This is a genomic window from Paenibacillus graminis (assembly GCF_000758705.1).
GTDB classification, from domain to species: Bacteria; Bacillota; Bacilli; order Paenibacillales; family Paenibacillaceae; genus Paenibacillus_AQ; species Paenibacillus_AQ graminis.
In genome coordinates, this window is the sequence record NZ_CP009287.1 from 256,164 (window position 1) to 269,660 (window position 13,497).

Genomic DNA, 13,497 nt, shown 5'->3' on the forward strand with positions numbered 1-13,497 from the left:
TACCTCCCGGTGTATAGGATGTATTAAGCCGGATGTTCCGTGCCGTAAGGTGTGGATAACAGAAAAGGTAGGGTGAACCGGACCGTAACGCCTTGGTCAGAGGAGAGGATGTCCATAGAGCCTTCCCCCCGGAACAGGAGCCGCAGCCGCTCCTCAATATTGCTGAGTCCGATGCCCGGACGCCTGCGTTCCGTACGTTTGAGCTTGGATTGCTCGATGCCCACTCCGTTATCCTTAATCTCCACGATAAGCTTGCCGGACCCCTCCCGGTATACTTTAATTTCAATTAAGCCGTTGCCCGGCAGCGGTCCGATCCCGTGAATAATGGCGTTTTCTACAAGCGGCTGCAGGCTGAGCTTGGGGACCAGCGCGTACAGAATGTCTTCATCATACTCACAGGTGACTTCAAATTTATGGCGGTACCGGACCTGCTGAATATGGACATAGGCCTGGACCAGCTCGATTTCATCTTTTAGATAGATCAGATCCTTATCGGTGTTCAGACTGGCCTCCAGCAGCTTGCCGAGGGAAAGGGTCATATTGGTGATGTCCTCATTCTGCTCCCGGATGGCGATCCATTTGATGGTATTCAGCGTATTCAGCAAAAAGTGAGGATTGGTCTGGGCCAGCAGCATTTGAAAATGGACGGCTTCCTTCTGCCGCTCTTCCGTCTTCAGCTTCTGAATCAGCAGGTTGGTGTCATCGAGCATAGTATTGAAGGTCCGGGTCAGATCCAGAATTTCACCTCTGAATTTGTGCTCCGGCAGCCGGATTTTCAGACTCTTCTGCACAGCAGCCTTCATCTTGTTCTGCAGGTGGGACAGCGGGCGGGTAATTGTTGTGGCAATGACGAAGGTCATCATCAGAAAAATACCCATCAGCGCAAAAAAAGTGATAAAGTACTGCCGCTTCAGCTCCTCAATCTCCACAAACAACACGGACTGGGGGATGCGGTTGACGATATACCAGTCCAGGGATTCCACATAGATATAATTAATCAGAGAGTTAGAATCTTGGTCGATAAAATATTGCTGCTGCGGATGCTCCGCGATCCTGGCCTTGACCTGCTCCGGCAATATGCTCTTGGGAACCGACTGGGAGATATCTTCTCCCGTATGCGTGATTAAAAAGTACTGCTGCTGAAGATCGGATTGCTTGTGAATGGACTGCAGCCAATAGGAATAGTCAATACTGATCCGGGCCATGCCGTAAGGCTTGTTCTGCGTATTCTCCAGATAAGCGTACAAGGACAGCAGGTAGGCACTGGTCGACACATCCCTCAGCACATAGTTGTTGTCATTGGGAACCCAATGGTACGAGCTGGGATTCATAAGTTTCCGGTCAAACCCGGGATTGCTGCGCAAATCCTTGTAAATCAGAGAATCTCTTGGCGGGTAAGAAGTGTATGCGCTTTCATATAAATCGAGAATCATAAAATAAACCGAAGGATTATAGAGAAAGAAGCTGTTATTCAGATTTTTGAAAATGTTCTCGATCCGCCTTTTGTTTTCAAGCCCGCTTTGCTGCTCGGGATGGGTCAATACGGATCTTACCGTCTCATCCTGCTTGAGGAAGATTAAGGTTTTGAAAGCGATGCTGATCTGATCCTCCAGTGTCCGGTACATCTGCTCCAGCTGATAGTGGCTCTGCTGGCTGATTTTTTTCTGAACCAGGCTTTCAATGCGCTGATAGTTGTATAAATTCAGGGCACAGAAGGGCAGCAGGATCAAAAAAACAAAGGCTGCGAACAAGCGGTATTTCAGCTTTTGGGGAACCAGTAAACGCATTAGTTTTGACACACGGATGCGACCTCCAATACGTTGTGGGTGTTGCTTAAATTATAGCATATTAAAAAAGCTGCAAGCGCAATATTTAAAATTGTATGGTTTTGTTTCAGGAAGGGGGTTTTGAGGCGGAATAATGCAAAGATTTGTTCTATTCGGGTGGCATTGTACATCAAAAATAGCGGAGAGGGAATCAGTCGGACTAAAAATCCCTTTTCACTAGCGCTTGCGAAGAAGCAGTCGGGCAAGCGCTAGTTGAAAAAAGGGAACTTATTTTTCCGGAAAATCAACTATAGTGAGAGCTAAGTGGCGCTGCATCAGCAGCCCGGGGATGACTCTTTTATTTGTTTTGCTTCAAATAACTATCATGCCGGGCCGCCATGGCATCAAGGGTCTGATCCAGCGACTGTGAACCAAGGAAGTATTTCTCATACTCTTGGGAACGCAGATCCATGACTTCCTGCGGCAGACTGCGCACATAAGTTGGCGTCTTGTCGTCGAACATGACATACATGAGTGAATCCAGGTCATAGGTATCGCGTTTATCACCGAGGAGGCTGTTCAGGGCATCGTCCTGGTTCGCATCCTTAGAGGCCGGGAGTCTTCCCCCTGCAGCCATTGGGGCCATCCCCCCGTCAGAGTACCATTTCAGGAATTCCCAGGCTGCCTCTTGTTTTTTGGAATTGGCGTTAATGGAGATGTAATCTCCCAGCCCTCCGCGGGTCACATATTGGTCTGCACTGTCTGCAAGCCGGGGAACCTGGGCAAAGGCAATCTTGAAATCGCGCGGGAAATCTGTGAAATTGTTCGAGCTGCGCAGCAGCCAGGCCCCGATGTTAAGCATAGGCACTTCACCGCTCAGGAATACCTGTTCAACGGGCATTTTGGAAGTCAATTGTTCTCCCAGCGGCGGGGTGGTCTTATCCTCCTGCATCATTCCATTCAGCGTTTCCAACCATTCCCGGACGAGCGGATGATTCAGATTTGAAGTGCCGTCGGCTTTGGTGTAGCCCTCCTGCGACAGCACAGAATCAATAGGGTCCACGAACGGTTCCATATTCTGAATGAATCCGTATTTGTCGCCTACCTTCAGCTTTTTCGCGTATTCACGCAGCTCATCCCAGGTCCAGTCCTTCGGGACCGGCAGGCCCGCAGCGTCAAGGGCATCTTTGTTCAGAGCAATGAAGAACGCGCTTTTTGTCGTGGGAACACCGTAATATTTACCGTCTATCTTCCAGCCTTCCGCGTCACTGCCCATTTTTTCATCAATATTGTAATCCGTGAATTTGCTGAGGTCGAGCGCCAGATTGGATTCTACCCGTTTGGCCGCATGGGAGACCGTATAGTTCACGTATAAATCTACATCCTGCCCGGTAATCATGGCCGTGTCGAGCTTGAGATTTCCGTCATCATCATTGACGAAGCGGACGTATTCCACCTGAATCTCGGGATGCGCCTTATTCCAATTGTCGATCACCTCTTGCGGACCTGATTCCGGCGGTACGCCGCCCCACATTTTCAGCGTAACCGTACCCTTGGATGATCCGGAAGCATTTTTGCCAGCGCTTTCATTATTGGAAGCAGATGAGTTGCTATTTCCGTTACCGTTGCCGGAACATCCTGCCAGCAGCCCTGTGAGAAGAACGAGTGATGTGATCCCCGCAAGCCATGATTTCTTTTTCAAAAGCGACAACCTCCCTTATGAACTTTGTAAGATCGCTTACAAATCAAGAATAGCAGATCAAGAAAACCGCCAGAAGTAACAAAATAACAGAGTATATGGAACATAACTTTACAATAAAGAGGCTTATACGAGCCGCCTTTGTATGAAAACGTTCTATTTTAGCGGTCCGGTATGAACCCTGTCCTAATTATGATATATTTAATCTTGATCGTTAAGTTCTGTATAGATTTGAAAAAGGAGTACCCCATGAGCCAATTTGTCTACAAGCAAATTATTGATGACCTCAAAATGAAGATCTTTGCGGGACAGTTTGCCGATATGAGGTTGCCGGATGAGCGCAGCCTTAGCGACACATACCAGGTGAGCCGCAGTTCGGTCAAACGTGCGCTGATGAAGATGGAGAATTCGGGAATTATTTTTAAAAAACGGGGTTCAGGCACCTTTATCAACCCGTTATACATAAAAAATGAATCGATCTTTAACTACGAGGGCTCCAATCTGGGGGTTACGGACAACTTTCAGATGCACGGCAAAAAGCCTAAGGTTAAAGTGCTGGATTTCGAAGTCATTCGGCCTACGGAAGAGCTGCAGCGGGATTTGTTCCTGCAGCCCCATGATTTTGTATACAAAATTATCCGCCTGCGCCTGTTCGATGACGAGCCGTTTATGATTGAAACAGGCTACATTCCCATCAAAATTGTCCAAAATCTGGACCAGACGATTATCGAAGGTTCGATCTTTCATTATTTGGAGGAGTCGCGGAATCTGGCGGTGACCAAATCCTTTTTATCTATTTTTGCCGAACCGTCCGGGACCCATGATCAGGAGCTGCTCCATCTGCAGGCAAATGAACCTGTGGGGATTATGGAGGGAATATTCTTCCTGGACAATGGCACGCCCTTCGAATTTTCGCATATGCGGTTCCACTATAAATATTTGAAGTTCAACACGTTTGTATCAGTTCAATAACGAAAGGACCGGGAAATTTCCCGGTCCTTTTTAGGTCGGCTCGTTAACTATAGCTTCGATTTAGCGCGGATTCACTGTTTTTTGGCTTCAAAGTTGTTCAGGTCATTCTCCTTAAACTTGATAGAGAAGCCCCCGCCCGTACCCGGATATTCCGCATCAAAAGCGTAGGATACCCGTTTGGCAATCCCCCCTCCAATCTGGCTTACCATCTTCTGTTTGAATTCCATTTCACTCAAAGCCCGGAACCCTTTTTTCCAGTGCTCTCCTACTTTGAACTCAAAGCCCGGCATTTCGAACCGCTGAGGCTCTGTGCCTGCATCTTCGGAGGAAAAGCTCATGTCATCCTCGAAGCGGAAAAACAGTTTTTTTAGACGATGGCTTTCCGCTTCACTGAAGAATGCTTTGGCTCTGGAGGCGATGTCGTCCAGATTCCCCCGGGTCACCACGATGAAATTTTCATCGGATATCTCACGGGATGAATCCGTCCCCCGATAAACCGAAACAGGAATATCCTGTAAGCCGATTCCAAAATGTTTTTTTACCAGGAGAGGGTAATACTTTATTTGTGCGGTTTCCTCATAATTGTCGCTGAGCTGTCTCCAAAGCGGAAGGCCGCCATCAACGTGGCCGTTGGCCCGGCTTACCGTAAATACCAGGCTGCGGTCATTCGCCGGTGACGCTTTTAACACCTGATACCCATCATTATTCAGTCCCTCTTTAGACACGATTACAAATTTAGATTGATACGTTGAATTTAAGGCCCGGATGATACCCTTTTGATAAAAATGTCCGCTTTTGGCAAAGAATAAGCCGAGTCCAATCCAAATAATCATGCCGATTGCAGCGATAGTGAGGAGTCCTATGATTGTAAGTATTACCGGATTGCGGAAGCGGGAGGGCATAAATGATGTTCTCACTGTTATTTTGTTCTCCTTCTTGATCGCAGTGTAAAAGCGGGTTGTTTTCTTTCCATATTTGCGGATAAATTCCACCAGAATAATACCGTATTTGGAATGAGGTTGTCCAGATCATCTAGTGAACTTAAGGCCTTTTTTTCTAAATATTGAATTGAATATAATTACATTTTGCATAAAATAAAATCTATTTTACAAAGTATTGCTCTGATTTTCATACTATGTTCAAAATTTCACAAAATTGGACCGTATCAATTGTTAAAATGATTGAATTTTATAAACGCAGAGGTATGATGTACTTGTGAAAGTAATTAGGTTCAGGATAAAGAAAAATGGATTAGGAGTGGATTGAAATGGGATTGTCAACTCTGCCTGTGGATTATTCATCAAAAACGTACTTAGCCAAACTCGACGCTTACTGGCGTGCAACTAACTACATATCGGTAGGACAGCTGTATTTGAAGGATAACCCGTTGTTAAGAGAACCTTTGAAGGATGCAGATGTCAAGGTTAAGCCTATTGGACACTGGGGAACCATTCCCGGCCAGAACTTTATTTATGCCCATCTGAACCGCGTGATTTGCAAATATGATCTGGATATGTTCTATGTTGAAGGTCCGGGCCATGGCGGCCAGGTTATGGTATCCAACTCCTATCTGGATGGAAGCTACACCGAAATCTACCCGGAAATCACGCAGGATATCCCTGGCCTCAAAAAATTGTTCAAGCAATTCTCCTTCCCTGGCGGTGTGGCATCACATGCGGCTCCGGAAACTCCAGGGTCGATTCATGAAGGCGGAGAACTCGGCTACTCCCTATCCCACAGCGTAGGTGCGATTCTGGATAACCCGGATCTGATCTCTGCAGTGGTAGTGGGTGACGGGGAAGCTGAAACCGGGCCGCTGGCAGCTTCCTGGCTCTCCAACCGGTTCATCAATCCGGTTACAGATGGCGCAGTGCTGCCGATTCTGCATTTGAACGGCTTCAAGATCAGCAACCCGACGATTCTGTCCCGGATGTCAAAAGAGGAGTTAACCGCATATTTCACAGGCATGGGCTGGGAACCGTTCTTTGTGGAAGGTGAAAATCCTGATCTGATGCACCCGGAAATGGCGAAGGTTCTGGATACCATCATCGAGAGAATTGCAGCAATCCAGAAGAATGCGCGTGAAAACAATGACACTGCCCGTCCATTATGGCCAATGCTTGTCTTCCGTACACCTAAAGGCTGGACCGGTCCAAAAGAATGGGATAAAGTGCCGAACGAAGGTTCTTTCCGTGCCCACCAGGTTCCTATTCCAGTGGATCAAAAGAACATGAAGCATGCACCTGCGCTGCTCGATTGGCTGAACAGCTACAGACCTGAAGAATTATTCGATGAGAATGGCCGTTTGAATGCAGAGCTTGCCGAAATCCTGCCTACTGGCGACAGACGTATGGGAATGAACCCTGTGACTAACGCCGGCAACCTGATTAAAGACCTGCACAAGCCAAATTTCCGCAACTATACGCTCGATAACTCCGTTCCCGGGCAAGTCATTGCCCAAGATATGGCGGTACTGGGCAAATACCTGAAAGAGGTTGTAACGCTCAACGAAGAGAACCGCAACTTCAGAATTTTTGGACCGGATGAAACGATGTCGAACCGCCTGGGTCCTGTGTTTGAAGTAACCAAACGCCAATGGATGGATGAAATCAAGGAACCGCACGATGAATTCCTCGCACCTTATGGACGGGTTATCGATTCGCAGTTATCCGAGCATCAGGCAGAGGGCTTCCTGGAAGGTTACGTATTAACAGGCCGCCACGGCTTCTTCGCAAGCTATGAAGCGTTCCTGCGTGTAGTGGACTCGATGATTACCCAGCACTTCAAATGGCTGCGCAAAGCGACAGACCAAAGCTGGCGTGCGGATATTCCGTCCCTGAATGTCATCGCAACATCGACAGTGTTCCAGCAGGACCATAATGGTTACACTCACCAGGACCCGGGCTTGCTCGGCCACTTGGCAGACAAGAAACCGGAATTTATCCGTGAATATTTGCCGGCGGATGCCAATACCCTGCTGGCTGTCTTCGACACGGTTCTGAATGACCGTCAGAAGATCAACCTGATTGTGTCGTCCAAACATCCCCGTCCGCAATGGTTCTCGGCTGACGAAGCACAAGAGCTGGTGGACAAAGGACTGAAAATCATTGACTGGGCAAGCACCGACAAGGGTGGAGAGCCTGATGTGGTTATTGCTTCGTCCGGTACTGAGCCTACCATGGAGAGCTTGGCTGCGATTTCCATCCTGCATGAAAAGCTGCCCGGCCTGAAAATCCGCTACATCAACGTGGTTGATCTGTTGAAGCTGAGAAGCCAGAAGCTGGACCCGCGCGGTTTATCTGACGCTGAGTTTGATCAATTTTTCACAAAGGATAAACCGGTCATTTTCGCATTCCATGGCTATGAAGGGCTGATCAAGGATCTGTTCTTCGACCGCCACAACCATAACCTGCATGTGCACGGGTACCGTGAGAACGGCGATATTACCACACCATTCGATATGCGTGTACTGAATCAGATGGACCGCTTCGACCTGGCGAAGGAGGCTGTACTGAGCTTGCCTGATGCCGGTAAATATCAAGCTATCGCGGACGAAATGGATGCTATGGTGAAGAAGCACAACCAATACATCCGTGAAGAAGGCATCGACCTGCCGGAGGTAGAGAACTGGGTGTGGAAGGCTTTGAACTAAAGGTATAAAAATCAATTATAGGGGTGTCCTGAACGTCATGAAAATGGCTGCCGGGGCATCCTTTTTTATTTTTTAGCAGGTGAGCAGTGCTAGTTGGAAAAAAGGAACTTATTTCTCCCACAAATCTATAATTTTTGGGAATTAGGTGGAAAAAGGAAACTTAATTGGGCCATATGGCTCCGTCAGGAGCAAAATGAGCTGAATTAGTGTGCCTTTTTCCACTTAACCTACGGAGAACAGGATACTCCGGCAAATTAGTTAACCTTTTTCCACTTGGAATTGTCGAAGAATTCAAAAAAGATTCTCCAGGCAACGCTAAACTGAAATCTTTCCAGTCAGGAACGGTGTAGCCGTTTTGTTCTTCCGATTACGGAGGGTATATGCCGGGTGGAGTTTACTCCTGCGACCTGGGGCTTTTGCTTACTGTGTGAAGAAGTGCTATTTTAATGTGAAACGGGTGAAGGAGGTTCTCAGAATGAATAAAGGTATTTCGGAAAAGGTATTGAACGATGGCTTGAAGGTCCCGGCGATTGGCTTCGGAACTGCCTGGATTAAGGGGGCAGAGGGGGTAAAGGTGCTGACAGGCGCGATTGATGCCGGCTATCGTCTGATTGATTCGGCGTTCAACTATGAGAATGAAGGAGCTGTGGGACAAGCGGTCCGTCAGAGCCCGGTGCCAAGGGAAGAACTGCTGATCTGCTCGAAGCTGCCGGGGCGTCATCACGCTTACCGGGAAGCGCTTGAAACGATTGAGGAATCATTATATAGAGGCGGTCTGGATTACTACGATCTTTATCTGATCCATTGGCCCAATCCCAAGGTGGATAAGTATGTGGAAGCCTGGCAAGCGATGATCGAGGCGAAAAAGCGTGGCTATATCCGTTCCATCGGAGTCTGCAATTTCCTGCCGGAGCACAACGAACGTTTAATTAAGGAGACGGGTATCGCCCCAAGCATCAATCAGGTGGAGCTGCATCCTTGGTTCAGTCAGGAGCATCAGCGTGCCAAAGATGCTGAACACGGCATTGTCACCGAGTCGTGGAGCCCGCTGGGCCGTGGCCATGATATGCTGAAGAATGAAGCGATTGGAAGCATTGCGGCAGCTCATGGCAAAACGCCTACCCAGGTGATACTGCGTTGGCATATTCAGCTTGGCGCGATCCCAATCCCCCGGGCAAGTACTATAGAGCACCAGAAGGAGAATCTGGATATCTTCGATTTCGGGCTGTCGGAAGCGGAGATGCAGGTAATCTCTGGACTCAGTAGGGAGGACGGCCGGTTGTGGGATCAGGACCCGGCTGTGTATGAGGAGATGTGATAGGATCGATTAATAGTTGAGATGTATTGAAAAATAGCAAAGAGGGGCTTCTGCCCCTCTTTTTTTATGACTTACTATTCGACCATTCGGAAAGAATGATTCCTAAGTGACAAACATCTTCGTATTTGCCCCATTTCAAAACTTCATTCCTCGCAAGTCCTTCAACAATTAATCCTGACTGTTCCATAACTCTTTTAGAACTCAATTTATCCTTTATCGTTGTATTTGAATCTCCTCCAGGATGATGATTTGCTGTTCTGATTAAATCGTTTTGGCTTGAACCTTCACCATCTTCCAGCCGGAACGGACTCTCTTCCAGCCTCGTGCAGCTGCCTGTGGGCTTGCTGTCCTTTATTGCTGTTGTGCTGCCTTTCATCTCCGTTAGGTGCTTCCAATACCGCTTGGGCATCAGCGAGGACCGCAGCCGGTCGTTCTTGCGCTCGCGGATACCGATGGCGTTATAGAATCCCTTCCACAGGCGGCGGTATTCTTCCTCAGCCGCATCCGGCTCCGGCGGTATCCATTCCTCGAGCGGAATAATGGCCTGCCGTCCGGGCTGGTGGATAAGGGCCATGCGGTGGGTTTTGTCGTAGATCATGAAGCTCTCGCCGTAGAACCGGTCGCAGAAATGATCCTGAATGACGGGCAGTACGAATCCCTTGGGTTCAATGACCGCCGCCATAACCGGTCCATACACAGAAAAGCGCACAAACCCCAGGTACAGATGTGCCTCCCGCTGGAGCTGCTGAACCGCCTTATGCAGGGTATTAACCGTATCGTCAGCAAGCATGTTCATTACCTTGCGGCCATGGGTGAAGCCGAGGTATAGAAAATTCAGCAGCAGCAGCTCCTTGTCCGGCGTGCATGACCAGAATCCCAGGCGCACCAGTTCCTCTGCCTCAGGACAGATGCGCAGCGGGAGCGATTTCAGCACCCGGTCCGCTCTGCTGCGGTCGGTAGCAATCCATTTCGATTCCAGCAGCAGGCCTTGTTCTTCTCCGTCCGAGTGAATGGCGAGCGGGGTTTCCTTCCACTCATAGCTCTCGAATACACAGCACAGAAGGCCTTCAAAGCTGCCGTCGTAGGTATAGGCCAACGAAGACGTTGTAAACATCAAGGCCAGTCTCCTCTCTTATGCGCCGCTATCCCAGCCGCCGGCAGCGCTGCGAGATCGGAGTCGTTGAAGAGGGTGAGCTGCTCGTACTGCGGCGGCTCTAGCGCGGCAAGCTCCTGCCCGGACATAAGTGAACGCAGCAGGGTGTGTTCACTTACTTTTAGGCCCTCAAGCATTTTGCCTTTGCAGGTAATGAAGAATTGTGCGCGTTTGAGTACCACGCCAAGCTTCTTCAGGGCAGCGAAGTCCAGAGCTCCGGCCCGGCGGGCCTTCACAATCCGCTGTGCACTCCTCACACCGATTCCGGGTACCCGCAGCAGCTGTTCATATGCAGCACGGTTGATTTCAACCGGGAATTGCTCCCGGTGGTTCACCGCCCAGCTGCATTTAGGGTCCAGCAGGGGATTGAAGTTGGGTGCTGCTTCATCCAGTAATTCACCCGCCTGAAAGCCGTAGAAGCGCAGCAGCCAATCGGCCTGATAGAGGCGGTGCTCCCGCAGCAGCGGCGGTTTGGTGTCTAGAGCAGGTAGGAGGGAATGCTCCACCACAGGTGTATAGGCAGAGAAAAACACACGTTTCAAGCCGTACTTCCGGTACAGCCCTTCGGTGAGGGTCAGAATACGGTAGTCCGTGTCAGGCGTGGCCCCTATAATCATCTGGGTGCTCTGACCGGCTGGAGCGAAGCGGGGGGCGTGGTTATATTTGACGAGATCCGATCGGTTCTCGTTAATCTTTTCCTTAATCAGGGACATGGGCTTCAGAATAGAGTTCTTGCTCTTGTCGGGAGCCAGCCGGCCGAGGCTTTCTCTCGAAGGCAGCTCGATATTGACGCTCATGCGGTCAGCCAGCAAGCCAAGTCTGGACAGCAGCACATCGTCTGCGCCGGGTATCGCCTTCACATGGATGTAGCCCCGAAAGTGGTAGGTGTTCCTTAGCCGTTCAAGAGCGGCAATCATTTGCTCGGTTGTATAATCGGGACTCCGCATAATCCCGGAGCTGAGAAACAGGCCTTCTATGTAATTGCGGCGGTAAAACTGCATGGTCAAATCCGCGAGCTCTTCTGGCGAGAGTGCAGCCCGGCGTGTCTGGTTGGATTTACGGTTCACGCAGTAAGCGCAGTCGTATATGCATCCGTTGGTCATCAGTACCTTAAGCAGCGAAATGCAGCGTCCGTCTGCTGCAAAGCTGTGGCAAATCCCCATGCTGACTGCATTGCCCAGGCCGCCGGCCTGGTTCTTACGATCTGAACCGCTGGAGGTGCAGGCGACATCATATTTGGCCGAAGCCGTTAAAATTTCTAGTTTCTCCATCATATCCATACAGAATCCCCCTCATATTGGGAATTATATACCGAACATGTGTTCTTGTCAAAGGTAGATGGAGTGAGTGATGCCGGGCTTTTTTGCGAAAATGTATGCGCATTCCTTCTTATGCTATAATAGCAACTAATAGCTAGGAGCATAAACATTATTAGTTGTCATAAATAATAGAACGGGAGTGTTGAGGGGATGAGAGGGTATAATATTTGGCGTCCATTGATGCTGATTATGGTTGCGCTGCTTACGAGAACATTGGTGAATAGCGTGTGCCTCATGTTTGGAATGTCACCGGATTCGGCAAGCAGTGTTGCGATGATCGGGATGATTATTGCCGCGCTGGTGATGTATAACCGGATGATGAAGCATCGGAGGAAATAACCGAATACGTCCGGCAGTCTGCATGACCAGGTTTTTTGGAGTTTTCATTTCACCCATGGGCTAATTGGAATGATATTGTGAGTATAACAGCCAAATAAGCTCTCTGCGGCTGCTGACGCCAGCTTTGGTGAAAATGGATTTCAGATGATCCTGTACTGTATATGCAGAGATATGGAGGTATTGGGCAAGCTCCTTGGTGGATTTCCCCTTCGACAGTTGGTCTACGATTTCTTTCTCGCGTTCCGTCAAGCCATATGCTTCGGTGATCAGGGGGAGCAGCTCTGATGCCTTTGTTGCCGTAAAAGAAACTGCAAGCTGAACAAGGCCGGAAGGTCCTTCAAGCTTGCTGGCTGTAAGCGTCAGGAATTGCCCGGTCTCCACTGGAACACAGAGCTTTGCTCCCGGAAAACTGCGGTCTGGAGTCTTCCCTTCAGCCAACGCTCTTAAGCTGACCGAACGAATGGGGCCGGGTAAGGACTGCGGTGCCTGACGCTCTGTAAGCCGCAGCTTGTCCAGCCAATATTTCCCTCCGGAATTAAGGCTTACTGGAACCAACTGCTCATTAAGCACTAGGATGCCTTCCTCCAGTGGCTGCTCAAGGCCAGAGCCGCGCATCCGGCTGAGAGCCTTTGCTTTTAGCTGGCTGGCTATTAAGGGGCCGGCATCGCTTATTAGTGTTATCTCCTCAGGCTGAAAATAGCCGCCACCCCTTTGGCGGAACAGGGTCAAAAACCCCCAGCAAGCGTTCCCTACCTTAAGAACCGCCCTCAGTTCATCCCCAAAACCTGCCTGATGCAGCACCTCACGGTAACGGCGGCTCCGCATCGGCTGTCCGGCGGTTGCCTCCCATAAGGACCCTGCAGCAACCGGAGCCTGTGCCAGGTCGGTGAATTTGTTGTAGTCGTCATCCAGATACTCATTATCCAGGAGATTGCCGTGAATGGCTTCAATGCCCTGTTCAGTCATGGCACCTGTGGTGAGCAGGGTAACAGGATCGACGGACGTACAGCAGGCCGCATCAAAAGGCAGCACCGTTCTTAGCCTTGTTAACATGATCTCCCTGTACATCAGAGATGACAGTTCCCGGTCCCCATCCAGTTCCTGAAGAAGTCTGGTAATCCGAATAGCTGCTTCTTTCATGATGCCGCCCTCCCTAAATCCCATAAATGTGGGATAGTGTATTTGATGTCCGGTCCTGATAATTGAGAATAGTTCTTATTATATCTGATGGTAACCGATCATCAAAATGGAGGGTTTGCTATGAAAGACGGTATGGGCC

Annotated in this window: 10 protein-coding genes; 4 read left to right on the forward strand and 6 right to left on the reverse strand. The window is 49.4% G+C overall.

Features of this window, described 5'->3' with window-relative positions; genetic code table 11:
* Positions 1-23: 23 nt before the first annotated feature.
* Both PGRAT_RS01195 and PGRAT_RS01200 read right to left on the reverse strand, forming a co-directional pair.
* Complete coding sequence (locus PGRAT_RS01195; protein WP_025708574.1) at positions 24-1,799, reverse strand: sensor histidine kinase; 1,776 nt, start codon at positions 1,797-1,799, stop codon at positions 24-26.
* Positions 1,800-2,124: 325 nt separating this feature from the next.
* The gene (locus PGRAT_RS01200) at positions 2,125-3,468 is read right to left on the reverse strand and encodes an ABC transporter substrate-binding protein (protein WP_025708572.1); all 1,344 of its coding nucleotides are present in this window, start codon (positions 3,466-3,468) and stop codon (positions 2,125-2,127) included.
* 246 nt (positions 3,469-3,714) lie between these two features.
* On the opposite strand from PGRAT_RS01200, the gene PGRAT_RS01205 reads away from it, so the two are divergent.
* On the forward strand, positions 3,715-4,437 hold the full coding sequence (locus PGRAT_RS01205; RefSeq protein ID WP_025708571.1) for a GntR family transcriptional regulator: 723 nt from the start codon (positions 3,715-3,717) through the stop codon (positions 4,435-4,437).
* A gap of 71 nt (positions 4,438-4,508) precedes the next feature.
* Here PGRAT_RS01205 and PGRAT_RS01210 read toward each other — a convergent pair whose 3' ends face one another.
* On the reverse strand, positions 4,509-5,354 hold the full coding sequence (locus PGRAT_RS01210; RefSeq protein WP_155990541.1) for a hypothetical protein: 846 nt from the start codon (positions 5,352-5,354) through the stop codon (positions 4,509-4,511).
* Positions 5,355-5,704: 350 nt separating this feature from the next.
* On the opposite strand from PGRAT_RS01210, the gene PGRAT_RS01215 reads away from it, so the two are divergent.
* Together PGRAT_RS01215 and PGRAT_RS01220 are read left to right on the forward strand one after the other, a co-directional pair.
* Positions 5,705-8,089, forward strand: a complete 2,385-nt coding sequence (locus PGRAT_RS01215; RefSeq protein WP_036706934.1) for a phosphoketolase family protein — start codon at positions 5,705-5,707, stop codon at positions 8,087-8,089.
* Between the two features lie 475 nt (positions 8,090-8,564).
* Positions 8,565-9,407 (forward strand): aldo/keto reductase, encoded by an 843-nt coding sequence (locus PGRAT_RS01220; RefSeq protein ID WP_025708567.1) that lies wholly within the window; start codon positions 8,565-8,567, stop codon positions 9,405-9,407.
* Between the two features lie 64 nt (positions 9,408-9,471).
* Here the strand turns inward: PGRAT_RS01220 and PGRAT_RS01225 are convergent, their stop codons facing one another.
* Together PGRAT_RS01225 and PGRAT_RS01230 are read right to left on the reverse strand one after the other, a co-directional pair.
* On the reverse strand, positions 9,472-10,521 hold the full coding sequence (locus PGRAT_RS01225) for a TIGR03915 family putative DNA repair protein (RefSeq protein WP_025708566.1): 1,050 nt from the start codon (positions 10,519-10,521) through the stop codon (positions 9,472-9,474).
* Complete coding sequence (locus tag PGRAT_RS01230; protein ID WP_042265851.1) at positions 10,521-11,840, reverse strand: putative DNA modification/repair radical SAM protein; 1,320 nt, start codon at positions 11,838-11,840, stop codon at positions 10,521-10,523. Before PGRAT_RS01230 ends, PGRAT_RS01225 begins: the two co-directional genes overlap by 1 nt.
* Before the next feature lie 189 nt (positions 11,841-12,029).
* On the opposite strand from PGRAT_RS01230, the gene PGRAT_RS01235 reads away from it, so the two are divergent.
* Complete coding sequence (locus PGRAT_RS01235; protein WP_025703394.1) at positions 12,030-12,218, forward strand: hypothetical protein; 189 nt, start codon at positions 12,030-12,032, stop codon at positions 12,216-12,218.
* 60 nt (positions 12,219-12,278) lie between these two features.
* On the opposite strand, the gene PGRAT_RS01240 is transcribed toward PGRAT_RS01235, so the two are convergent.
* On the reverse strand, positions 12,279-13,358 hold the full coding sequence (locus PGRAT_RS01240; RefSeq protein ID WP_025703393.1) for a helix-turn-helix transcriptional regulator: 1,080 nt from the start codon (positions 13,356-13,358) through the stop codon (positions 12,279-12,281).
* Positions 13,359-13,497: the final 139 nt, after the last annotated feature.